Source organism: Pseudomonas sp. KH_046_2 (assembly GCF_057838985.1).
The window spans coordinates 1,907,181-1,929,392 of the sequence record NZ_CM174480.1 but is presented as its reverse complement, the minus strand read 5'-3'; the positions used below and the strand labels follow the sequence as shown (position 1 = coordinate 1,929,392).

General features: G+C 60.0%; 22 protein-coding genes. 18 read left to right on the top strand and 4 right to left on the bottom strand.

What is annotated here, in order from left to right:
* Window positions 1-14 precede the first annotated feature (14 nt).
* A complete protein-coding gene (locus AC3IX1_RS08835) occupies window positions 15-641 on the top strand; it encodes a LysE family translocator (protein WP_489387873.1) in 627 nt (208 codons plus the stop codon).
* A 196-nt stretch (window positions 642-837) separates the two neighbouring features.
* On the opposite strand, the gene uraH is transcribed toward AC3IX1_RS08835, so the two are convergent.
* Entirely contained in the window at window positions 838-1,191 is a 354-nt protein-coding gene (gene uraH / locus AC3IX1_RS08830) for a hydroxyisourate hydrolase (protein ID WP_007988144.1), read from the bottom strand.
* A gap of 434 nt (window positions 1,192-1,625) precedes the next feature.
* Here uraH and puuE point away from each other — a divergent pair, with 434 nt between their 5' ends.
* The 8 genes from puuE to AC3IX1_RS08790 all read left to right on the top strand — a co-directional run bounded on the left by puuE (window position 1,626) and on the right by AC3IX1_RS08790 (window position 9,793).
* Window positions 1,626-2,552, top strand: coding sequence for an allantoinase PuuE (puuE, locus tag AC3IX1_RS08825; protein WP_056721809.1), 927 nt, complete (start codon window positions 1,626-1,628; stop codon window positions 2,550-2,552).
* Window positions 2,549-3,064, top strand: a complete 516-nt coding sequence (uraD, locus tag AC3IX1_RS08820; protein ID WP_489387872.1) for a 2-oxo-4-hydroxy-4-carboxy-5-ureidoimidazoline decarboxylase — start codon at window positions 2,549-2,551, stop codon at window positions 3,062-3,064. The genes puuE and uraD overlap by 4 nt, the downstream gene beginning before the upstream one ends.
* Window positions 3,065-3,154: 90 nt before the next feature.
* Window positions 3,155-4,150: an allantoicase gene (alc, locus tag AC3IX1_RS08815; RefSeq protein WP_223535490.1), complete on the top strand. Its 996-nt coding sequence runs from the start codon at window positions 3,155-3,157 to the stop codon at window positions 4,148-4,150.
* A 142-nt stretch (window positions 4,151-4,292) separates the two neighbouring features.
* A complete protein-coding gene (locus AC3IX1_RS08810; RefSeq protein ID WP_008146154.1) occupies window positions 4,293-4,796 on the top strand; it encodes an ureidoglycolate lyase in 504 nt (167 codons plus the stop codon).
* Between the two features lie 50 nt (window positions 4,797-4,846).
* Complete coding sequence (locus AC3IX1_RS08805; protein ID WP_489387871.1) at window positions 4,847-6,151, top strand: urate hydroxylase PuuD; 1,305 nt, start codon at window positions 4,847-4,849, stop codon at window positions 6,149-6,151.
* 165 nt (window positions 6,152-6,316) lie between these two features.
* Window positions 6,317-7,675 (top strand): nucleobase:cation symporter-2 family protein, encoded by a 1,359-nt coding sequence (locus AC3IX1_RS08800; protein WP_489387870.1) that lies wholly within the window; start codon window positions 6,317-6,319, stop codon window positions 7,673-7,675.
* A 169-nt stretch (window positions 7,676-7,844) separates the two neighbouring features.
* Entirely contained in the window at window positions 7,845-8,630 is a 786-nt protein-coding gene (locus AC3IX1_RS08795) for an outer membrane protein OmpK (protein WP_489387869.1), read from the top strand.
* A 377-nt stretch (window positions 8,631-9,007) separates the two neighbouring features.
* On the top strand, window positions 9,008-9,793 hold the full coding sequence (locus AC3IX1_RS08790) for an outer membrane protein OmpK (RefSeq protein ID WP_489387868.1): 786 nt from the start codon (window positions 9,008-9,010) through the stop codon (window positions 9,791-9,793).
* 132 nt (window positions 9,794-9,925) lie between these two features.
* Here the strand turns inward: AC3IX1_RS08790 and AC3IX1_RS08785 are convergent, their stop codons facing one another.
* Both AC3IX1_RS08785 and AC3IX1_RS08780 read right to left on the bottom strand, forming a co-directional pair.
* Window positions 9,926-11,098 carry a patatin-like phospholipase family protein gene (locus tag AC3IX1_RS08785; RefSeq protein ID WP_489387867.1) on the bottom strand — a complete coding sequence of 391 codons (1,173 nt, stop codon included), beginning with the start codon at window positions 11,096-11,098 and terminating at the stop codon, window positions 9,926-9,928.
* A 35-nt stretch (window positions 11,099-11,133) separates the two neighbouring features.
* Complete coding sequence (locus AC3IX1_RS08780; protein WP_489387866.1) at window positions 11,134-12,066, bottom strand: lipid A biosynthesis lauroyl acyltransferase; 933 nt, start codon at window positions 12,064-12,066, stop codon at window positions 11,134-11,136.
* 118 nt (window positions 12,067-12,184) lie between these two features.
* Between AC3IX1_RS08780 and minC the strand changes: the two genes are divergently transcribed.
* The 7 genes from minC to AC3IX1_RS08745 all read left to right on the top strand — a co-directional run bounded on the left by minC (window position 12,185) and on the right by AC3IX1_RS08745 (window position 19,061).
* Window positions 12,185-12,922, top strand: a complete 738-nt coding sequence (gene minC / locus AC3IX1_RS08775) for a septum site-determining protein MinC (protein WP_007974945.1) — start codon at window positions 12,185-12,187, stop codon at window positions 12,920-12,922.
* 202 nt (window positions 12,923-13,124) lie between these two features.
* A complete protein-coding gene (gene minD, locus AC3IX1_RS08770; RefSeq protein WP_007974946.1) occupies window positions 13,125-13,937 on the top strand; it encodes a septum site-determining protein MinD in 813 nt (270 codons plus the stop codon).
* A 3-nt stretch (window positions 13,938-13,940) separates the two neighbouring features.
* Window positions 13,941-14,195, top strand: coding sequence for a cell division topological specificity factor MinE (minE, locus tag AC3IX1_RS08765; RefSeq protein ID WP_007974947.1), 255 nt, complete (start codon window positions 13,941-13,943; stop codon window positions 14,193-14,195).
* 91 nt (window positions 14,196-14,286) lie between these two features.
* Window positions 14,287-14,922: an RluA family pseudouridine synthase gene (locus tag AC3IX1_RS08760; protein WP_046037585.1), complete on the top strand. Its 636-nt coding sequence runs from the start codon at window positions 14,287-14,289 to the stop codon at window positions 14,920-14,922.
* Window positions 14,923-15,121: 199 nt separating this feature from the next.
* Entirely contained in the window at window positions 15,122-16,411 is a 1,290-nt protein-coding gene (locus AC3IX1_RS08755) for a M18 family aminopeptidase (RefSeq protein ID WP_489387865.1), read from the top strand.
* A 238-nt stretch (window positions 16,412-16,649) separates the two neighbouring features.
* Window positions 16,650-16,826, top strand: a complete 177-nt coding sequence (locus AC3IX1_RS08750; RefSeq protein ID WP_178076693.1) for a hypothetical protein — start codon at window positions 16,650-16,652, stop codon at window positions 16,824-16,826.
* Window positions 16,827-16,952: 126 nt separating this feature from the next.
* On the top strand, window positions 16,953-19,061 hold the full coding sequence (locus AC3IX1_RS08745; RefSeq protein ID WP_489387864.1) for a mechanosensitive ion channel domain-containing protein: 2,109 nt from the start codon (window positions 16,953-16,955) through the stop codon (window positions 19,059-19,061).
* Window positions 19,062-19,079: 18 nt separating this feature from the next.
* Here the strand turns inward: AC3IX1_RS08745 and AC3IX1_RS08740 are convergent, their stop codons facing one another.
* Entirely contained in the window at window positions 19,080-19,793 is a 714-nt protein-coding gene (locus tag AC3IX1_RS08740; RefSeq protein ID WP_489387863.1) for a UTRA domain-containing protein, read from the bottom strand.
* A gap of 363 nt (window positions 19,794-20,156) precedes the next feature.
* Between AC3IX1_RS08740 and AC3IX1_RS08735 the strand changes: the two genes are divergently transcribed.
* Window positions 20,157-21,224, top strand: a complete 1,068-nt coding sequence (locus AC3IX1_RS08735; RefSeq protein WP_489387862.1) for an ABC transporter substrate-binding protein — start codon at window positions 20,157-20,159, stop codon at window positions 21,222-21,224.
* A gap of 178 nt (window positions 21,225-21,402) precedes the next feature.
* Window positions 21,403-22,209, top strand: coding sequence for an alkaline phosphatase family protein (locus tag AC3IX1_RS08730; RefSeq protein WP_489387861.1), 807 nt, complete (start codon window positions 21,403-21,405; stop codon window positions 22,207-22,209).
* Window positions 22,210-22,212: the final 3 nt, after the last annotated feature.

The window sequence follows — 22,212 nt, the reverse complement described above, 5'->3', positions numbered from 1 at the left end:
AATGGAGGAAAGTGATGAGTCTGGAAACCTGGCTGCTGTTCAGCGGCGCTGCGCTGATAGTGATCCTGATCCCGGGGCCGCTGTCTTTGCTGATGATCAGCAACAGTCTGAATTACGGTCTGCGCCGCTCTTACCCGGCCTTCCTCGGCGGCGTGTCCGCATCGATCTGCCTGCTGAGTGCTTCGGCGCTAGGCCTGGGTGCGTTGTTGCTGGCGTCGGAACAGTTGTTCAGTGCCCTGAAGATTCTTGGCGCCCTTTACCTGTTCTATCTCGCCTGGCAGAGCTGGCAGCAATCGCGCCTACCTTCCCACGGCGCTGAAGTGCCACAGGCCGCGCCGGTGCCTCGCTTTCGTGCACTGTTCGGGCGTGCGTTCATGCTGGGCGCCAGCAACCCGAAAGACATCCTGTTCTTCGCCGCTTTCCTGCCGCAGTTCCTGAGTGCCGAACAACCGTTCCTGCCGCAGTTGCTGGTGATGATTGTCACCTGGACCGTGCTCGACCTGCTGTGCAAATTGGCTTATGGCCTCGGCGCCCATGGTGCGGCGCGATATCTGCGCAGTGGCAAGGGGCAGAGCTGGTTCAACCGGGTGAGTGCGGGGTTGTTCAGCGGTGCGGGGACTGCATCGTTGTTGAGCCGATAACAGTTGTAGGAGCGAGCTTGCTCGCGATGGACGTTAACGATGACGCGTACATTCTGGATCTGCGCGGAGCATTGGAGATCATCGCGAGCAAGCTCGCTCCTACAGAAGACGAAAAAAAGCCCGCAGTGTGAGCGGGCGAAAGACCAAAGAAGCTATATGCGCAGTCGCTTCCAGGGTGCAGCAGCTACCTGGGGGATCAGCTGCCGCGATAGGTGGAGTAGCTGTAAGGCGAAATCAACAACGGCACATGGTAGTGATCCTGCTCGGCGGAGATGCCGAAACGCAGCACCACCACATCCAGGAAGGCCGGCTCCGGCAGCTTGACGCCACGGGCGCGGTAGTAATCGCCGGCATGAAACTGAACCTGATAGACCCCGGTGCGGTAGTCATCGCCTTGCAGCAGCGGTGCATCGACACGGCCATCGCTGTTGGTTATCGCGCTGGCGACCAATTCCAGCTGCGATCCTTCAACGCGGTACAACTCGACCTTGATCGAGCTGCCCGGGCAACCGTGTGCTGCGTCCAAAACGTGTGTAGTCAAACGTCCCATTGATTCTGCGCGCCTGCCTGCGTGGAGCAGTCAGACTTCGCGCCTCCCGAAGTCAGTTGAAAAGGAGACCGCACCGATTCGGAGCACGAAAAGCTGCGGCGAGCGACTGATTAAGACACTTTTCAAAAAAATTGTACACAATAAAAACGACATTTTTCGCATTACCCCCGCCATCTGCATATTTACCGTCGATTTCCCGCCAAACCGCACAGCCTATGAACCCTTCAATCAATAATTGACCAGTCAGGCAGATTTCTTGCAGGCTCACGCCAATAGCAGTAAAAGATGACAGTCGGTGAAAAATGCGAAAAATCAGGCTTACAAAGTGAATATAAAGTTGTATACAATCAGCCCATCGCTGTGACGCCAGCCTGCCATCCAATTTTCAGCTGCGTCACACCAACCGTCATCATCGAATAAGAAGGAAGCCTGCAGTGAGCGCTGACTACCCACGCGACCTGGTCGGTTACGGCAGTAACCCTCCGCACCCACACTGGCCGGGCAATGCCCGAATCGCCCTGTCGTTCGTACTCAATTACGAAGAAGGCGGCGAGCGCAACATCCTGCACGGCGACAAAGAATCCGAAGCGTTTCTCTCGGAAATGGTTTCCGCCCAGCCGCTGCAAGGCGCGCGCAACATGAGCATGGAATCCCTCTACGAGTATGGCAGCCGTGCCGGCGTGTGGCGGATCCTGAAGCTGTTCAAGGAATTCGACATTCCGCTGACCATCTTCGCCGTGGCCATGGCCGCCCAGCGTCACCCGGACGTCATCCGCGCCATGGTCGATGCCGGCCACGAGATCTGCAGCCACGGCTATCGCTGGATCGACTACCAGTACATGGATGAAACCCAGGAACGCGAGCACATGCTCGAAGCGATCCGCATCCTCACCGAAATCACCGGCGAGCGCCCGCTGGGCTGGTACACCGGCCGCACCGGCCCGAACACCCGTCGCCTGGTGATGGAAGAAGGTGGTTTCCTCTACGACTGCGACACCTACGACGACGACCTGCCCTACTGGGAACCGAACAACCCGACCGGCAAGCCGCACCTGGTGATCCCGTACACCCTGGACACCAACGACATGCGCTTCACCCAGGTCCAGGGCTTCAACAAGGGCGACGACTTCTTCGAATACCTGAAAGACGCGTTCGACGTGCTCTACGCCGAGGGCGCCGAGGCACCGAAAATGTTGTCGATCGGCCTGCACTGCCGCCTGATCGGCCGTCCGGCGCGTCTGGCGTCACTCAAGCGCTTTATCGAATACGCTAAAAGTCATGAACAGGTGTGGTTCAGCCGTCGCGTCGACATCGCGCGTCACTGGCAAGAAACCCACCCGTACACAGGGGCTGCCAAATGAGCACCTTTCAAACCGTCAAACCTTCGGCCCTGAGCCGCGACGCTTTCGTCGCCGCTTTCGCCGACATCTACGAACATTCGCCATGGGTGGCCGAGAAGGCCTTCGACCTGGGCCAGGACGCCTCGATCGACGAGATCGAAACCCTGCACCAGCGCATGAGCGACATCCTGTTGAGCGCCGATCACGAAAGCCAGTTGGCTTTGATCAACGCTCACCCGGACCTGGCAGGCCGTGCGGCCGTCCAGGGCCAGTTGACCGCAGCCAGCACTGAAGAACAGTCTGGCGCGGGTATTCACCAATGCACGGCCGAAGAGTTCCAGCGCTTCACCGAGCTGAACGACGCCTACAAGGCCAAGTTCAAGTTTCCCTTCATCATGGCGGTAAAAGGCAGCAACCGGCATCAGATCCTCGCAGCGTTCGAAACGCGCATCCACAACCCGGTCGACACCGAGTTCAAGTGCGCGCTGGCGGAGATCAACAAGATCGCCCTGTTCCGATTACTGACCCTATAGCAAGCCTGGCCTGAGCGAATTCAAGAACGCCGAAACCGCCAAGGGCCTCGCAAGCATCCCAAGCCACTTATTTAAAGGCAGACAAGAAGAATGAAAGCTTACGCCGTACCTTTCGAGAAGTTCGTCAACCTGGCCGATGCCCGCCTGGGCACCAAAATCATCTCGGTCACCGATGACTGGTTCGCAGACGCTAACCGTCTGTTCCAACCGACCCCGGCCGTATGGAAGGAGGGCGTGTTCGATGACAACGGCAAGTGGATGGACGGCTGGGAATCGCGCCGCAAGCGCTTCGAAGGCTTCGACAGCGCAGTGATCCGCCTGGGCGTACCGGGTTCGATCAAGGGCGTCGACATCGACACTTCATTCTTCACCGGCAACTTCCCGCCGTCGGCATCCCTGGAAGCCTGCTTCCTGGCCGAAGGCGAGCCGAACGAAAACACCCAGTGGGTTGAAGTGCTGTCCGCCGTCGAGCTGCAAGGCAACAGCCACCACTACCACGAAATCAACAACGACCAGGCCTTCAGCCACCTGCGCTTCAACATCTACCCGGATGGCGGCGTGGCCCGTCTGCGCGTGTACGGCGTGCCGTTCCGTGACTGGTCGGCTACCGGCGACAACGAGCAAGTCGACCTGGCCGCAGCCCTCAACGGTGGCCGCGCCCTCGCCTGCTCCGACGAACACTTCGGGCGCATGAGCAACATCCTCAACCCGGGCCGTGGCATCAACATGGGCGATGGCTGGGAAACCGCGCGTCGCCGTACCCCGGGCAATGACTGGGTCATCGTCGCGCTGGGTCATGCCGGTGAAGTCGAGAAAGTCATCGTCGACACCCTGCACTTCAAAGGTAACTACCCGGACACCTGCTCGATCCAGGGCGCGTTCGTGAAGGGCGGCACCGACAGCCAGATCGAAACCCAGTCGCTGTTCTGGCGCGAACTGCTGCCAAGCCAGAAGCTGGAAATGCACGCCGAACACACCTTCGCCGAGCAGATCAAGGCGCTGGGCCCGATCACCCACATCCGCCTGAACGTGTTCCCCGATGGTGGTGTGAGCCGCCTTCGTGTACTGGGCAAGGTCGCGAAGTAATGCTGAGCCTGTAGGAGCGAGCCTGCTCGCGATGGTCGTTAACGAAAACGCGCCCAACCTGAATGAATGCGGTGTCTTGACGTTTTTCGCGAGCAGGCTCGCTCCTACAAAGAACCACAAACACTAAACAAAGAAGAACAGCATGCGCACACTGACGATTGAACCGCTGACCAAAGAAGCCTTCGCCCCTTTCGGTGACGTGATCGAAACCGACGGCAGCGATCACTTTATGATCAACAACGGTTCGACCATGCGCTTCCACAAACTGGCCACGGTAGAAACCGCCAAGCCAGAGGACAACGCGATCATCAGCATCTTCCGCGCCGACGCGCAGGACATGCCGCTGACCGTGAGCATGCTGGAGCGCCATCCGCTGGGCAGCCAGGCTTTCATACCGCTGCTCGGCAACCCTTTTCTGATCGTGGTCGCGCCACTTGGCGATGAACCTGTATCAGGCTTGGTCCGCGCCTTCGTCACCAACGGCAGGCAGGGCATTAATTACCATCGCGGCGTTTGGCACCATCCGGTGCTGACGATCGAAAAGCGGGATGACTTCCTGGTGGTTGATCGCAGTGGCACAGGCAATAACTGCGATGAGCATTTTTTCAAAGAGGATGAGCGTTTGATCCTCGCCCCCCACCAATAAGAGAAGGTCTGATCACTCGACAACAGAGTGACAGGCGAGAGGTAAAGACTGTGGAAGCACATCTGTTGGAATGGCTGAACCTGAGCGTGCGCTGGGTTCACATGATTACTGGCGTGGCCTGGATCGGTGCGTCGTTCTATTTCGTATGGCTGGAAAACAACCTCAACCGGGTCAACCCGAAGAGCGGCCTGGCTGGCGATTTGTGGGCAATCCACGGTGGCGGGATCTACCACCTGGAAAAATACAAGCTGGCTCCACCGACCATGCCGGACAACCTGCACTGGTTCAAATGGGAAGCCTACTTCACCTGGTTGTCGGGTATCGCGCTGCTGTGCGTGGTGTTCTACTCCAACCCGACGCTCTACCTGCTGGCTCCGGGCAGCTCCCTGAGCGGTCCTGAAGGCGTGGCCATCGGTATCGGCTCGCTGTTCATCGGCTGGTTCGTCTACTCCTTCCTGTGCGACTCGGCCCTGGGCAAACGCCCTGCCCTGCTTGGCGCAATCCTGTTCGTCCTGATCATCGCCGCGGCCTACGGCTTCAGCAAAGTGTTCAGCGGTCGGGGTGCGTACCTGCACGTCGGCGCGATCATCGGCACCATCATGGTCGGCAACGTGTTCCGCATTATCATGCCGGCACAGCGCGCACTGGTAGCGGCCATCGCCGAGAACCGCACGCCCGATCCGGCATTGCCGGCCAAAGGCCTGCTGCGTTCACGTCACAACAACTACTTCACCTTGCCAGTGCTGTTCATCATGATCAGCAACCACTTCCCGAGCACCTACGGCAGCCAGTACAACTGGTTAATCCTGGCCGGGATCGCGGTACTGGCGGTGTTGGTGCGTCACTACTTCAACACCCGTCACGACAGCCACAAGTTTGCCTGGACCCTGCCGGTGGCAGCGGTGGGTATGATTTGCCTGGCTTATGTGACCGGTCCGAAGCCGATGTCCAGCGCCCCTGAAGTGGCCAACGCTCCAGCGAAAATCGAATACCAGCCGCTGCCGGAAACTGCAGTGGGCGGTGGTTTGAAACCTGCCGAAGCCAAACCCGCAGAAGCGCCTGCAGCCGCCCCGGCTCAGGCAGCCAATGCCGGTCCGGGTTTCGACAAGGTGCACAGCGTGATTCAGGAACGTTGCACGGTTTGCCATTCGGCCAAACCGACCAGCCCGCTGTTCAGTGCGGCCCCTGCCGGTGTGATGCTCGACACCCCCGAGCAGATCCGCCAGAACGCACCGCGGATTCAGGCGCAAGCCGTCACCAGCCAGATCATGCCACTGGGCAACATCACCCAGATGACCCAGCAGGAACGTGACCTGATCGGTGCCTGGATTGTGCAGGGAGCCCAGACCAATTAATCGTTGAAAGCTTCGCGAGCAGGCTCGCTCCCACAGGGTTTACACAGGACCTGTGGGAGCTGGCTTGCCTGCGATTGGCCGCAACGCGGCCCACCAGATTCGAATACAGCTGCCAGCAGCACTGCAGCTGTAAATCACAAGAATAAAAAAGATCCGAGGTGTTGCATGTCCGAGCTATCCACAGCGCGCATCCCCGACGCACCCGCCATTCAGCGTTTGCCACTCTTGCAACTGATCCTGGTCGGTTTGCAACATGTTCTGCTGATGTACGGCGGCGCCATCGCGGTGCCGCTGATCATCGGACAGGCCGCTGGCCTGAGTCGTGAAGAAATCGCCTTCCTGATCAACGCCGACCTGCTGGTGGCCGGCATCGCCACCATCGTCCAGTCCCTCGGCATCGGCCCCATGGGCATTCGCATGCCGGTGATGATGGGCGCCAGTTTCGCCGCCGTCGGCAGCATGGTCGCCATGGCCGGCATGCCTGGTATCGGCATGCAAGGGATCTTCGGCGCGACCATCGCCGCCGGGTTCTTCGGCATGCTCATCGCCCCGTTCATGTCCAAGGTCGTGCGCTTCTTCCCGCCACTGGTGACCGGCACGGTCATCACCTCGATCGGCTTGTCGCTGTTCCCCGTGACCGTGAACTGGGCCGGCGGCGGTGCCAGCGCCACTCAATTCGGTTCACCGATCTACCTCACCATCGCCGCACTGGTACTGGGCACCATTTTACTGGTGCATCGCTTCATGCGCGGTTTCTGGGTCAATATTTCCGTGCTGATCGGCATGTGCCTGGGCTACGTGCTCTGCGGCCTGCTCGGCATGGTCGACCTCAGTGGCATGGCTCAGGCACCATGGCTGCAATTCGTCACGCCGCTGCACTTCGGCATGCCGAAATTCGAACTCGCGCCGATCCTTTCGATGTGTCTGGTGGTTGTGATCATTTTCGTCGAGTCCACCGGGATGTTTCTGGCGCTGGGCAAAATCACCGGCCAGGAAGTCTGCCCACGGATGCTGCGTCGCGGCTTGTTGTGCGATGCCGGCGCTTCGTTTTTCGCCGGATTCTTCAACACCTTCACCCACTCCTCCTTCGCCCAGAACATCGGCCTGGTGCAGATGACCGGCGTACGTTGCCGTTCAGTGACCATCGTTGCCGGCGGGTTGCTGATCGTGCTGAGCCTGCTGCCCAAAGCCGCGTTTTTGGTGGCGTCGATTCCTCCGGCAGTACTGGGTGGTGCGGCGATTGCGATGTTCGGCATGGTCGCCGCCACCGGGATCAAGATTCTCCAGGAAGCCGACATCGGTGACCGTCGCAACCAGTTGCTGGTGGCGGTGAGCATAGGCATGGGTCTGATCCCGGTTGTACGCCCGGAGTTTTTCGCCCACCTGCCCGTGTGGATGAGCCCGATCACCCACAGCGGCATCGCCATGGCCACCCTCAGCGCGCTGACGCTGAACCTGCTGTTCAACATCCTTGGTGGCGCCGAACGCGCGGCCATCAACGACTGTCAGGCTCATTCGCATTAATACCGGAAACACGAACCCTGTAGGAGCGAGCTTGCTCGCGATGGACTTGAAGGCGCCGCGTGCACTCTGAAAACACGCGTAATCGTTAGCGACCTTCGCGAGCAAGCTCGCTCCTACAGAGGTGATGATTGCTTGTGCCTCAAAAAATAAAAACAAGAGGGAGCAACAGATGATTCGGACACAAACCAACCTGCTGTTGGGTGCTGGCCTGCTGGCCGCGAGTCAGGCCATGGCCGGCGATTTACTGCTGTGGCAGACCAACAGCCTGAGCTACCTGTACGGCAAGGATTTCGCGGTCAACCCGTCGATCCAGCAGACGATAACTTTCGAACACGCCGACCGCTGGAAGTACGGCGACAACTTCATGTTCATCGACAGCACCTACTACAACGGCGAGAAAGACCGAAACAAAGGCGTTCATGCCTATTACGGCGAGTTCAGCCCGCGCCTGTCCTTCGGCAAGATCCTCGACCGCCGTTTCGAGTTCGGCCCGATCAAGGACGTGCTGCTGGCCATGACCTACGAGAACGGCGAAGACGACACCGAGGCCTACCTGATCGGTCCCGGTTTCGACCTTGCGGTACCGGGCTTCAACTTTTTCACCTTGAACTTCTACTATCGCCAGACCGAAGGCTCGCGTCCCGGCGATGACGTCTGGCAGATCACGCCGGCCTGGTCCTACACCCTTCCATTGGGCAACTCGAACCTGCTGATCGACGGCTACATGGACTGGGTCGTGGATAACGACCAGAACTCCCATGGCACTTATCACGCCAACCTGCACTTCAACCCGCAAATCAAGTACGACCTGGGCAAGGCCATGGGCTGGCGCGAAAAACAGGTGTACGTCGGCGTCGAATACAGCTACTGGAAAGACAAGTACGGCATCGAAAACAGCTCCAACTTCGACACCAATGAAAACACCACCAGCCTGCTGGTGAAGGTGCATTTCTGATGCTGCCCCGCAACAGCGCCCCAAACCTGTCGTCGGTGCGCCGTTGCGGAGCACTTGAGACCTGGCCGAGGAGTCAGTATTCTCCGCGGCCGCCCGAATCCGGTTTAAAAAAAAGCCCGGATGTAAAACCTGACCATAAAGCCAACTTATCCCGGCTCTGGCAGGCACCAAGGCACTCCAAAACCCCTCTCAATCGACCGCTCTTGAGCCGCCGAACGGGAGTTTTTTTGCTTTTTGAAAGCCTTGGCTCAGCTCTTGCTACCAGCATTAAAGCTGACCAAATGGATGATTTTTTACCGCTACAGAAAAAGGCGCCACACCAGAGCGCCGACCTTAAAAAAATAACGTGGAACCACCTACTTTTTGGGAGCAACCGAATGAAACGTACGTGCACTAGCCTGATGCTGGCGGGATCGATGCTGGCCGGGGGCCAGGCCATGGCCGGCGATTTGCTGCAGTGGCAGAACAACAGCCTGACCTACCTCTATGGCAAGGACTTCCAGGTCAACCCGCGCATCCAGCAGACGGTGACCTTCGAACACGCCGATGGCTGGAAGTACGGCGACAACTTCTTCTTCATCGACAAGATCTTCTACAACGGCAAGGAAGACCATTTCGCGGGCGAGAACACCCACTACGGCGAGCTCAGTCCGCGCCTGTCGTTCAACAAGATCTTCGACCAGAAGTTCGAGTTCGGCCCGATCAAGGACGTGCTGCTGGCCATGACCTACGAGTTCGGTGAAGACGATACCGAGTCCTACCTGATCGGCCCTGGTTTCGACCTGGCCATCCCGGGCTTCGATTACTTCCAGTTGAACTTCTACAACCGTCACACCGAAGGCGACCGCCCGGGCGACGACATCTGGCAGGTCTCGCCGGTCTGGTCCTACACCATCCCGGTGGGTGATTCGGATGTGCTGATCGACGGCTTCATGGACTGGGTGGTCGACAACGACGTCAATGACAAAGGCGAGTACCACGCCAACCTGCACTTCAACCCGCAGGTCAAATACGACCTGGGCAAGGCGTTGAACCTGGGTGCCAAGCAGCTGTACGTCGGTGTCGAGTACGACTACTGGAAAAACAAGTACGGTATCGAAGACAGCCAGGGCTTCAAGACCGATCAGAGCGTGACCAGCTTCCTGGTCAAGGTTCACTTCTGATCCGGCGACGTCTGTAAAGACGCCTTCGCGGGCAAGCCCGCTCCCACAGTGACTGTCGTCGAATTCAAATTTTACTTACGACGAAACTACCTGTGGGAGCGGGCTTGCCCGCGATTGGCTGCACCACAAATCTCAAACGGGAATGACAGGCTCTGCCAACCCCAGAAACCGGCACAACTCCCCGCGCTTGGCCAACGCATCCCGTCGCCCCAGCTCGATCAACTCGCTGCAATACCCCGCCTCGAACAGCAGATAACTCAGCACCCCCGCCCCGCTGGTCTTGGTCGCACCCGGCCCGCGCAGAAACAGGCGCAACGCCGCCGGCAATTCCTGGCGATGGCGCGCGGCAATTTCGTCGATCGGCTGGCTCGGTGAAATCACCAATACGTCCACCGGCGCCACGCCCAAAGCGCGGGTTGGTGTCCCCTCGGGCATCAGGTGACTGAACTGGTTCAGGCGCTTCAACAACTCGATATCACTTTCCAGGCTGTCAATGAACGTACTGTTGAGCATGTGCCCACCGATCTGCGCCAGGGTCGGCTGCTGACCGGTGTAGCTGCGCAGCAAGGGTTGTTGCGGGTCGACTCCGCGGGGGTTGCCGCTGACACCCACCACCAGCACCCGACTGGCGCCCAGATGCAGCGCCGGACTGATCGGTGCCGACTGACGCACCGCGCCATCACCGAAATACTCTTCACCGATTTTTACCGGAGCGAACAACAGCGGAATGGCCGAACTGGCGAGCAGGTGTTCAACGGACAACCGGGTGGGAACGCCGATGCGTCGATGGCGCAACCAGGCATCGATCTTGCCGCCGCCCTGATAGAAGGTGACTGCCTGGCCGGACTCATAGCCGAACGCCGTGACCGCCACCGCATGCAATTGCTTCTGTGCGATCGCTTCGGCGATGCCGCCCATATGCAGCTTGTCGTTGAGCAAGTCCCGCAGCGGAGAACTGTTGAGCAGCGCCACCGGCATGTGCTTACCGATGCCGAGCAAACTGTGACTGACAAAACGGCTGGCCTGGCGAATGACCCCGGGCCAGTCGCTGCGCAATACCAGATGGCTGCGAAAACCCTGCCAGAAGGCCGTCAGGCGTTCGATGGCGTTGCGAAAATCCATTGCCCCGCTGGCGAGGCTGACGGCGTTGATCGCACCCGCCGAGGTGCCGACGATCACCGGAAACGGATTGCTCGCCCCCGGCGGCAGCAATTCGGCAATCGCCGCCAGCACCCCGACCTGATAGGCCGCCCGAGCCCCGCCACCGGAAAGAATCAACCCTGTAACCGGTTCAGCTGGACTCATCGCAACACTCCATGGTGCTTAAAGGGATCGATTGCTCAACGACGTTTGGCGTACAGCTTGGGCTCGCCCGGTGGTCGGCTCTTGAAGCGGCGGTGGGCCCACAGGTATTGCTCGGGATATTCACGCAGAACGCCTTCGATCCATTGGTTGATGCGAATGCAGTCATCTTCTTCGGTTTCGCCGGGGAAGCCTTCGAGCGGCGCATGGATCACCAGGCGATACCCGCTGCCGTCCGCCAGACGCTCCTGGGTGAACGGCACCACCAGCGCCTTGCCCAGCCGCGCAAACTTGCTGGTGGCGGTGACGGTCGCGGCCTGAATGCCGAACAGCGGCACAAAAACACTTTGCTTGGCGCCGTAGTCCTGATCCGGTGCGTACCAGATCGCCCGGCCCGAGCGCAGCAATTTGAGCATGCCGCGCACGTCTTCGCGTTCTATCGCCAGCGAGTCGAGGTTGTGCCGCTCGCGGCCCTGGCGCTGGATGTAGTCGAACAGTGGATTCTTGTGCTCGCGGTACATGCCGTCGATGGTGTGCTGCTGACCGAGCAACGCCGCGCCGATTTCCAGCGTCGTGAAGTGCAACGCCATCAGGATCACGCCCTTGCCTTCGCGCTGGGCCTGCTGCAAATGCTCCAGCCCTTCGATATGAGCCAGGTTCGCCAGGCGCTTGCGCGACCACCACCAGCTCATCGCCATCTCAAAGAAAGCGATGCCGGTGGAGGCGAAGTTTTCCTTGAGCAGGCGTTTGCGTTCGGCGGCGGTCTTTTCAGGAAAACACAGTTCCAGGTTGCGCTTGGCAATGCGCCGTCTGTCGCCGGCTACCCGATACATCAAAGCGCCCAGGACACGACCGACCCACAGCAGTGCCGGATACGGCAACTGGACGATCAGCCACAACAGCCCCAAGCCACACCACAGCGGCCAGAAACGTGGAGATAGAAATGCTTTTCGAAAACGCGGGCGGTCCATTAATGCTTCCGGAATGACAATGGCCGCGCATTCTACATCGTTCGACCCGGCTTGCGGCCCGCGGGCGTTCTCGTTATAAGTCTCGGCACTTTTAGTGACAAGTCGTTGTATGCCGACCATGAGCCAAACCGAACCGCTAGACCAAGATCCCGTGTTCCAGTTGAAGGGCAGCATGCTGGCCATTACGGTGCTGGAACTGGCCCGTAACGACCTCGAAAGCCTTGATCGGCAACTGGCCGCCAAGGTCGCCCAGGCGCCCAACTTCTTCAGCAACGCGCCGCTGGTACTGGCCCTGGACAAACTCCCGGCCAACGAAGGCGCGGTCGATCTGCCAGGGCTGATGCGCGTCTGCCGCCAGCATGGCCTGCGTACCCTGGCGATCCGCGCCAGCCGCATCGAAGACATTGCCGCCGCCATCGCGGTCGACCTGCCGGTGCTGCCACCGTCCGGTGCCCGGGAGCGTCCACTGGACCTGACCGAAGGCGAACCGAAGAAAAAACCGGAAAAACCGCCCGAGCCGACCATCAAGCCGACGAAAATCATCACCTCGCCAGTACGCGGCGGTCAGCAGATTTATGCCCAGGGCAGCGATCTGGTGGTGATCTCCTCGGTCAGCCCGGGGGCGGAACTTCTCGCCGATGGCAACATCCATGTATACGGCCCGATGCGCGGTCGCGTGCTGGCCGGCGTCAAGGGCGACACCAAGGCACGGATTTTCTGTCAGCAAATGAGTGCTGAACTGATTTCCATCGCCGGGCATTACAAGGTGTCCGAAGATCTGCGCCGCGACCCTCTATGGGGTTCGGGTGTGCAGGTCAGCCTGTCCGGCGACGTGTTGAACATCATTCGGCTTTAACGGATACTGCCGCATTTTCCAAGCATCTCTAAAACATAGCGAAAACGGCTCAAACGAAGTAGGAAAAAGGCCGAAAGCAGTGTTTACCGGGGGTAAACGCCGCTCAAAACCGGATTCCAGCCAAGGCTGTCCGACTGCAGTAGTTTTTCAGGAGATGTTTTTCAGGGACTGAAAAGTCCTTCTTCCTTAGGGGTGAAACACCTTGGCCAAGATTCTCGTGGTTACATCCGGCAAGGGTGGTGTGGGTAAGACCACCACCAGCGCCGCTATCGGTACCGGCCTCGCTCTGCGCGGCCACAAAACAGTGATCGTCGACTTCGACGTGGGCTTGCGTAACCTCGACCTGATCATGGGTTGCGAGCGCCGCGTGGTGTATGACTTCGTCAACGTGGTCAACGGCGAAGCCAACCTGCAACAGGCCCTGATCAAAGACAAGCGCCTGGAAAACCTCTACGTACTGGCTGCCAGCCAGACCCGCGACAAAGACGCGCTGACCGTCGAAGGCGTGGAAAAAGTCCTGATGCAACTCAAGGAAGACTTTGAGTTCGTGGTCTGCGACTCCCCGGCGGGCATCGAGAAAGGCGCCCACCTGGCCATGTACTTCGCTGACGAAGCGATCGTGGTGACCAACCCTGAAGTGTCCTCGGTGCGCGACTCCGACCGCATGCTCGGCCTGCTGGCCAGCAAGTCTCGTCGTGCCGAACGCGGCGAAGACCCGATCAAGGAACACCTGCTGATTACCCGTTATCACCCGGAACGTGTGAGCAAAGGCGAAATGCTCGGCGTAGAAGACGTCAAGGAAATCCTTTCGGTGACCCTGCTCGGCGTGATCCCTGAATCCCAGGCGGTGCTCAAGGCATCCAACCAGGGCGTTCCGGTGATTCTCGACGACCAGAGCGATGCCGGCCAGGCCTACAGCGATACCGTAGATCGCCTGCTGGGCAAGACCGTGGATCATCGATTCCTTGATGTACAGAAGAAGGGATTCTTCGAGCGCCTGTTTGGAGGCAACTAAGCAATGAACCTTTTTGACTTCTTTCGTGCCAACAAAAAGCAAAGCACCGCGTCGGTAGCGAAAGAGCGTCTACAGATCATCGTGGCGCACGAACGCGGCCAACGCAGTACCCCGGACTACCTGCCAGCCTTGCAGAAGGAACTGGTCGAGGTGATCCGCAAGTACGTCAATATCGGGTCCGATGACGTGCATGTCGCACTGGAAAGCCAGGGCAGTTGCTCGATTCTGGAACTCAATATCACCCTGCCAGATCGCTGAGTCGATCCGGCTGGAGCCACGGCGGCTCAGGTCCCTCCTGCAAGCGGAAGGGACCTGAGCCGCCGTTGGCGTTTGTTACGAGGCTGTTTTAATGCCGTTGTCCAACATCCACATCATCCATCAGGATGCCGCCGTACTGGTGGTGAACAAACCGACCCTGTTGCTCTCTGTCCCTGGCCGGGCCGATGACAACAAGGACTGCCTGATTACCCGCCTGCAGGAAAACGGCTACCCGGAAGCGCGCATCGTCCACCGCCTGGACTGGGAGACTTCCGGCATCATCCTGCTGGCCCGCGACCCGGACACCCATCGCGAGCTGTCCCGGCAGTTTCACGACCGCGAAACCGAAAAGGCCTACACCGCCCTGTGCTGGGGTCAGCCGGAACTGGACAGCGGCAGCATCGACCTGCCGTTGCGCTACGATCCGCCGACCAAGCCGCGCCACGTGGTCGACCATGAATTCGGCAAACATGCGCTGACCTTCTGGCGCGTGCTCGAACGTTGCGGCGACTGGTGCCGCGTCGAACTGACACCGATCACCGGCCGTTCCCACCAATTGCGCGTGCACATGCTCTCGATTGGCCATCCGTTGCTGGGTGACGGGCTCTACGCCCATGAACAGGCCTTGGCGGCCTGGCCGCGCCTGTGCCTGCACGCCAGCATGCTCAGCTTCACCCATCCGCAAAGTGGCGAGCGCCTGCGCTTCGAGTGCCCGGCACCGTTTTAAAATTGTGGGAGCGGGCTTGCTCGCGAAAGCGGTGTAACAGTCACTATTGATGTTGTCTGGCACTACGCCTTCGCGAGCAAGCCCGCTCCCACAGGGATCTCCTCCAGATTCAATTTCGATGGCCAGCCCCACAATCAGTGCGACGCCATTTGCCAAGCCAATACGTTAAACTGGCGCCACTGCTGTCTGGAGCTACTTTATGCGCGAAGAGTTGAACCAAGGCCTGATCGATTTCCTCAAGGCCTCCCCTACCCCGTTCCATGCCACCGCCAGCCTTGTCCAGCGTCTGGAAGCGGCGGGTTATCAACGCCTCGACGAGCGCGAGCCGTGGAATACCGAAGCCAACGGTCGCTACTACGTCACCCGCAACGACTCTTCGATTGTCGCGATCAAGATGGGCCGCCATTCACCGTTGCACGGTGGCATTCGCCTGGTCGGCGCCCACACCGACAGCCCGTGCCTGCGCGTCAAGCCGCAACCGGAGCTGCAACGCCAGGGCTTCTGGCAACTGGGCGTCGAAGTCTATGGCGGCGCGCTGTTGGCGCCGTGGTTCGACCGTGACCTGTCCCTGGCGGGCCGCGTAACCTTCCGTCGTGATGGCAAGGTCGAGAGCCAGTTGATCGACTTCAAGGCACCGATTGCGATCATTCCGAACCTGGCGATTCACCTCAATCGTGAAGCCAACATGGGCTGGGCAATCAACGCCCAGACCGAGCTGCCGCCGATCCTCGCGCAATTTGCCGGTGACGAGCGCGTGGACTTCCGCGCAGTGCTCACCGACCAGCTCGCCCGCGAACACGGCCTGAATGCCGACGTGGTGCTCGATTACGAGCTGAGTTTCTACGACACCCAAAGCGCGGCGGTCATTGGCCTGCATGGCGACTTCATCGCCGGCGCGCGTCTGGACAACCTGCTGTCGTGCTTCGCCGGCCTGCAAGCGCTGCTGACGGCCGACACCGACGAAACCTGCGTGCTGGTCTGCAATGACCACGAAGAAGTCGGTTCCTGCTCGGCCTGCGGTGCCGACGGCCCGATGCTTGAGCAAACCTTGCGCCGCCTGCTGCCTGAAGGTGATGAATTCGTACGCACCATTCAGAAATCCCTGCTGGTTTCGGCTGACAACGCCCACGGCGTGCATCCGAACTACGCCGACAAGCACGACGCCAACCACGGCCCGAAACTCAACGCCGGCCCGGTGATCAAGGTCAACAGCAACCAGCGCTACGCCACCAACAGCGAAACCGCCGGGTTCTTCCGTCACCTGTGCATGGCTGAAGAAGTGCCGGTGCAAAGCTTCGTGGTGCGCAGCGACATGGGCTGCGGTTCGACCATCGGCCCGATCACCGCCAGCCACCTGGGCGTGCGCACCGTGGACATCGGCCTGCCGACGTTCGCCATGCATTCGATCCGCGAACTGTGCGGCAGCCATGACCTGGCGCATCTGGTCAAGGTGCTGAGCGCGTTCTACGCCTGCCGCGAGTTGCCATAAATCTGATGCAATGAGGGACTGATGTGGCGAGGGGGCTTGCCCCCGCAAGACCGCGAAGCGGTCGCAAATTCTGCTGATGCAGTCCGTCTGACAGAAATGCTTGGGGCTGCTACGCAGCCCAACGGGGGCAAGCCCCCTCGCCACAAAAGCTCGCTGCCCATACAGCATTGATACACATCACACCGGCCGCATCAAAAGCGGCCTAGACTTCAAGTATCCCTTCGACAAGGCTGTCTCCATGATTTCGATGTCTACCTTCCACGCCATGCTGATTCCGATTCTTGCCGGGATGCTCCTGCTGGCCGTCGGCTTCAACTTTCGCGACAAAAATGCCGGTGTATTTGTCATGTGGATCGGCATGCTGACCATCCTCGCGACCGTGGTGATCAAGATCCTCGCCAAACTCAACGAATAATTCATCACCCTTGGCTCGCATTGATTTTGACGGGCTCGTACACTCGGTCGATCCGCTCCCTGCGAGGTTGACCGCCTAGTGTTCGCTCGTCTTTTTGCCCTCCCGTGTATTGTCCTTGTCTGCCTGATGACGCTGCTGTCAGTGGCGCCTGCCCAGGCGGCCGGCCTGCCGGGCCTGCTCAACAGCCAGGCCAAGGCGCAGCCCGAAGCACAGGAACCGCTGGGGCAATCCCTGGACGAAGTGATCAAGTCACTGGAAAACGACCAGCAACGCAGCAAGCTGCTGGCCGACCTGAAAAAGCTCCGCGACACCACCAAACAGGCACAGCCGATTACCGAAGAAGGCGTGCTGGGCCTGATTGGCGGAACCCTGGCCAATTTCGAGAAGAAGTTTTCCGGCGACGACAGTCCCCTCACGCGCTGGTCCAGTGAGTTCGATCAGGCCAGGGAAGAACTGGTGGCGCTGGCGCTGCCGGCCAATGAATGGCTGCCCATGCTGTTCGCCTTCGCCATGATCCTGATGGTCTGGAGCCTGCTGGCCGCCGCCCTGATCTGGATCAGCCACCGCGTGCGGATGCGTTTCGGCCTGACCGAAGAACTGCCGCAGCACCCCCGGGCCCTGGACATGTTGCGTTTTGCGCTGCGTAAACTCGGGCCATGGCTGATCGCCCTGGTGATCACGGTCTACATGAGCTACGCCCTACCCTCGTCCCTGGGCAAGAGCCTGGCGATGGTGTTGGCCTATGCGCTGGTGGTCGGCACCTGCTTCTCGGCCATCTGCGTGATTGCCTTTTCCCTGCTCGACGGCCCGCACCGCCACCGCGCCTTGTACATCCTGCGGCACCAGGCGTTTCGGCCGCTGTGGCTGATCGGCAGCTTCGCCGCGTTTGGCGAAGCACTGAGCGACCCGCAACTGGTCAACAGCCTGGGCAGCCATCTGGCCCATACCGCCGCGACTGTCGCCAATGTCCTGGCCGCGCTCTCCACGGGGCGCTTCATCCTGCGCTTCCGCCGGCCGATCGCCCACCTGATCCGCAACCAGCCGCTGTCCCGGCGCCTGACCCGCCGCGCCCTCAACGACACCCTGTCGATTCTCGGCACCTTCTGGTACGTGCCGGCACTGGTGCTGGTAGCCATCTCCCTGTTCGCGACGTTCATTTCCGCCGGCGACACCAGCACCGCCCTGCGCCAGTCGCTGATCTGCACTGTGTTGCTGGTGCTGTGCATGGTCATCAACGGCCTGGTGCGCCGCCATGGCCTCAAACCCCAACGCGGTATCCGGCGTTACGCCGTGTATTCGGAACGGCTGAAAAACTTCTTCTACACCATCGTCCACCTGCTGGTGTGGCTGGCGTTTATCGAGCTCGGCCTGCGGGTCTGGGGCATGTCGTTGATCCGCTTTACCGAAGGCGATGGCCATGAAGTCAGCGTCAAACTGTTCAGCCTCGCCGGCACGCTGCTGTTCGCCTGGCTGATCTGGATTCTCAGCGACACCGCCGTGCATCACGCACTCACCCGCTCGCGCAAAGGCCTGGCCAACGCCCGCGCGCAGACGATGATGCCGCTGATCCGCAACGTGCTGTTCGTGGCCATTTTCATCGTCGCGCTGATCGTTGCCCTGGCGAACATGGGCATGAACGTCACGCCCCTGCTGGCTGGTGCCGGCGTGATCGGTCTGGCCATCGGTTTTGGTGCGCAGTCGCTGGTGGCCGACCTGATTACCGGGTTGTTCATCATCATCGAAGACTCCCTGGCCATCGACGACTACGTGGATGTCGGCGGCCACCTCGGCACGGTCGAAGGCCTGACCATCCGCACCGTGCGCCTGCGGGACATCGACGGCATCGTCCACACCATTCCGTTCAGCGAAATCAAAAGCATCAAGAACTACTCCCGGGAATTCGGCTACGCGATCTTCCGGGTAGCGGTGCCGGCCAACATGGACATCGACAACGCCATCAAACTGATGCGCGAAGTCGGCCAGAAAATGCGCACCGATCCGTTGCAGCGACGCAATATCTGGTCGCCGCTGGAGTTCCAGGGGGTGGAAAGTTTCGAGTCGGGCAATGCCATCCTTCGCGCCCGCTTCAAGACCGCGCCAATCAAGCAGTGGGAAGTGTCGCGAGCGTTCAACCTGTCACTCAAGCGGCACATGGATGAAGCCGGACTGGACCTGGCGACACCGCGGATGAGTATTCAGGTGATTACCGCTGGTGGTGGTCCGCAGGATGAATAACCTCCTACAAAAGCCGCGTCAGACAACATCCACCCCGACATGAATCGCATCATGCCGCCAAAACTCCAGATCACAATCGATCAACCGCTCATGCTGGTCATAGTTGACCCGGGCAATCTGCAAGCCCGGGCTGCCCGTTGACACCTTCAACGCCGCCGCCGCATCCACCGACAACGCCGTGGGCACAATCTCGAAGCGCACCCGCCCGTAGTGCAGGTCGTAATGCCGCGCATACAACTCGGTGATCGACTGATTCAAATCGAAATCGAGGATCCCGGGAAAGTACTGCGGGTTCAGATAGTGCTCCACATACAACACCAGTCGCCCGTCGATCCGCCGTGAGCGGCAGATTTGAATCACGCTCGACAGCGCCGGCAATTGCAGCCAGGCACACACCGCCGCCGATGCCGGTTGCAATCGCGCCGAGATCACCTCGGTGGACGGCACCCGCCCCTGGGCGCTGACCATCGCGTGAAAGTGGCTGCGCTGCATGAGGTTGTAGGCCAGGCGTGGCGGCGAGACGAACCAGCCGCGACGCTCCTCGCGATAAATCTGTCCCTGTGACTCCAACTGCAACAACGCTTCACGCAAAGTGATCCGCGTGGTGCCGAACAATTCACTGAGCTTGCGCTCGGCCGGCAATTTGCTGCCGGGGGTCAACAGTCCGTGGTCGATCTGCTCCTGAAGCACCTGGCCGATGGCTGTTACCGCTTTTGTTGCCTCTTCACGCATCAACGTTTCCTTTCTGGACTAGACCAGCACCATTTCAGGGCAGAACCACAGCGTAAACCGGCTCATTCAATAGTCTGCAAGCGTAGGCAGTGCAGATGACCGAGATGTGACAAAGCGGCCCAACGGTCGCCATTCTCTGGCCTCAACAACCTGCAATTCATCGGCCAAGTCCCTTGCCCTCCGGGGCCTTGACCATGGTCTACGCTTAGCAGGCCAGTCGCGATACCGCTGAACAAAAAGTCATTCCGGGCGACGAACGACATCAAAGTGTCATCCAGCCCCCTTAAATTGGCTCAGGTATTGCTGACCTAGACCAACACGAACCGCAATCGCAGCGTTGAACACGACCCAAGGAGCTTCGGAATGAAAAAGCTTTTCCTGGCATCACTGTTAGGCTCGACCATCGCAATGTGCACCGCCGCCATGGCGGCCGACACCGATCTGAAAACCCTGGAAGCCGCCGCAAAAGCGGAAGGCGCCGTCAACAGCGTCGGCATGCCCAATGACTGGGCCAACTGGGCCGGCACCTGGAAAGACCTGAGCGACAAGTACGGCCTCAAGCACATCGACACCGACATGAGCTCGGCCCAGGAAATCGCCAAGTTCGCCGCAGAAAAAGACAACGCCAGCGCCGACATCGGCGACGTCGGTGCGGCGTTCGGCCCGATCGCGGTCAAGCAAGGCGTGGTCCAGCCTTACAAGCCTTCCACCTGGGATCAGGTTCCAGCCTGGGCCAAGGACAAGGACGGCAACTGGGCACTGGCCTACACCGGCACCATCGCTTTCATCGTCAACAAGAAGTTGCTGCACGGTTCCGAGGCGCCAACCAAGTGGGCTGACCTCAAGACCGGCAAATACAAGGTTTCCATCGGTGACGTGAGCACCGCGGCCCAGGCAGCCAACGGCGTACTGGCCGCGGCACTGGCCAACGGTGGCGACGAGAAAAACCTCAAGCCTGCCCTGGATCTGTTCGCCGACATCGCCAAGCAAGGTCGCCTGTCGATGTCCAACCCGACGATTGCCACCATGGAAAAAGGCGAAATCGAAGTCGGCGTGGTCTGGGACTTCAACGGTTTGAGCTACAAGGCCAAGATGGCCAACCCGGATGACTACGTGGTGCTGATTCCGTCCGACGGCTCGGTGATTTCCGGCTACACCACCATCATCAACAAGTACGCGAAAAACCCGAATGCCGCCAAGCTGACCCGCGAATACATCTTCAGCGACGCCGGCCAGATCAACCTGGCCAAGGGCAACGCCCGTCCGATCCGTGCCGAGCACCTGACCCTGCCAGCCGAAGTACAGGCCAAGCTGCTGCCTAACGAGCAGTACAAAAAGGTCACGCCGATCAAGGACGCGGATGCCTGGGAAAAGACCTCCAAGGCCCTTCCTCAGAAGTGGCAGGAAGAAGTCATCATCAATATGCAGTAAGCGGGTAGCCCACCAACGGGAGGCCTGATGGAGATCCCTGTGGGAGCGAGCCTGCTCGCGATAGCGTCGTTTCAGTCAACATCAATGTTGAATGGTCGGCCGCCATCGCGAGCAGGCTCGCTCCCACAAGGGATTGGTTGCGTATTTGAATCATCTGTTTCACGGAGTTTTTGCCCCTATGAAGCACAACGTCATCCTTGTCGTGCTCGACGGCCTCAACTACGAGGTTGCCCGCCACGCGATGGGGCACCTGCAGGCGTACGTCGGCGCAGGACGTGCTGCACTCTACAAACTGGAGTGCGAGTTGCCAGCCCTGTCCCGCCCGCTGTACGAATGCATCCTGACCGGCGTGGCGCCGATCGACAGCGGCATCGTCCACAACAACGTCTCGCGCCTGTCCAACCAGCGCAGCATCTATCACTACGCCACCGACGCAGGTCTTGTCACCGCCGCGGCGGCTTATCACTGGGTCAGCGAGCTGTACAACCGTTCGCCCTTCGTGGCGGCCCGGGACCGTCACACCGATGACCCGCAACTGCCGATCCAGCACGGGCATTTCTACTGGAACGATCACTACCCGGACTCGCACCTGTTCGCCGACGCCGAACACCTGCGCCTGCGCCACGCGCCGAACTTTTTGCTGATCCACCCGATGAACATCGACGACGCCGGGCACAAGCACGGCCTCGACACCCCGCAGTACCGCAACAGCGCCCGCTCCGCCGACATTATCCTGGCCGACTACCTGCAAGGCTGGCTCGATGCCGGTTACCAGGTGCTGGTCACCGCCGACCACGGCATGAACAACGACCGCTCCCACAACGGCCTGCTGCCGGAAGAACGTGAAGTGCCGCTGTTCGTGCTCGGTGACGCGTTCAGCCTCGACGCCGGTGCCGCGCCGAAACAGACCGAGATCTGCGGCACCGTCTGCCAGTTGCTCGGTGTGCCCCACGACAAACCGGTCTGCCGGGAGCTGTTGAAGTGAATG

Bases quoted from the DNA above. Each gene is read 5' to 3' on its own strand.
- AC3IX1_RS08750 (WP_178076693.1), top strand. From the start codon at position 16,650: ATGATTTCGATGTCTACCTTCCACGCCATGCTGATTCCGATTCTTGCC.
- AC3IX1_RS08790 (WP_489387868.1), top strand. From the start codon at position 9,008: ATGAAACGTACGTGCACTAGCCTGATGCTGGCGGGATCGATGCTGGCC.
- AC3IX1_RS08730 (WP_489387861.1), top strand. From the start codon at position 21,403: ATGAAGCACAACGTCATCCTTGTCGTGCTCGACGGCCTCAACTACGAG.
- alc (WP_223535490.1), top strand. From the start codon at position 3,155: ATGAAAGCTTACGCCGTACCTTTCGAGAAGTTCGTCAACCTGGCCGAT.
- AC3IX1_RS08735 (WP_489387862.1), top strand. From the start codon at position 20,157: ATGAAAAAGCTTTTCCTGGCATCACTGTTAGGCTCGACCATCGCAATG.
- AC3IX1_RS08835 (WP_489387873.1), top strand. From the start codon at position 15: ATGAGTCTGGAAACCTGGCTGCTGTTCAGCGGCGCTGCGCTGATAGTG.
- AC3IX1_RS08780 (WP_489387866.1), bottom strand. From the start codon at position 12,066: ATGGACCGCCCGCGTTTTCGAAAAGCATTTCTATCTCCACGTTTCTGG.
- minE (WP_007974947.1), top strand. From the start codon at position 13,941: ATGAACCTTTTTGACTTCTTTCGTGCCAACAAAAAGCAAAGCACCGCG.
- AC3IX1_RS08810 (WP_008146154.1), top strand. From the start codon at position 4,293: ATGCGCACACTGACGATTGAACCGCTGACCAAAGAAGCCTTCGCCCCT.
- AC3IX1_RS08785 (WP_489387867.1), bottom strand. From the start codon at position 11,098: ATGAGTCCAGCTGAACCGGTTACAGGGTTGATTCTTTCCGGTGGCGGG.
- minC (WP_007974945.1), top strand. From the start codon at position 12,185: ATGAGCCAAACCGAACCGCTAGACCAAGATCCCGTGTTCCAGTTGAAG.
- AC3IX1_RS08740 (WP_489387863.1), bottom strand. From the start codon at position 19,793: ATGCGTGAAGAGGCAACAAAAGCGGTAACAGCCATCGGCCAGGTGCTT.
- AC3IX1_RS08760 (WP_046037585.1), top strand. From the start codon at position 14,287: ATGCCGTTGTCCAACATCCACATCATCCATCAGGATGCCGCCGTACTG.
- AC3IX1_RS08795 (WP_489387869.1), top strand. From the start codon at position 7,845: ATGATTCGGACACAAACCAACCTGCTGTTGGGTGCTGGCCTGCTGGCC.
- AC3IX1_RS08745 (WP_489387864.1), top strand. From the start codon at position 16,953: ATGACGCTGCTGTCAGTGGCGCCTGCCCAGGCGGCCGGCCTGCCGGGC.
- uraH (WP_007988144.1), bottom strand. From the start codon at position 1,191: ATGGGACGTTTGACTACACACGTTTTGGACGCAGCACACGGTTGCCCG.
- AC3IX1_RS08755 (WP_489387865.1), top strand. From the start codon at position 15,122: ATGCGCGAAGAGTTGAACCAAGGCCTGATCGATTTCCTCAAGGCCTCC.
- uraD (WP_489387872.1), top strand. From the start codon at position 2,549: ATGAGCACCTTTCAAACCGTCAAACCTTCGGCCCTGAGCCGCGACGCT.
- AC3IX1_RS08800 (WP_489387870.1), top strand. From the start codon at position 6,317: ATGTCCGAGCTATCCACAGCGCGCATCCCCGACGCACCCGCCATTCAG.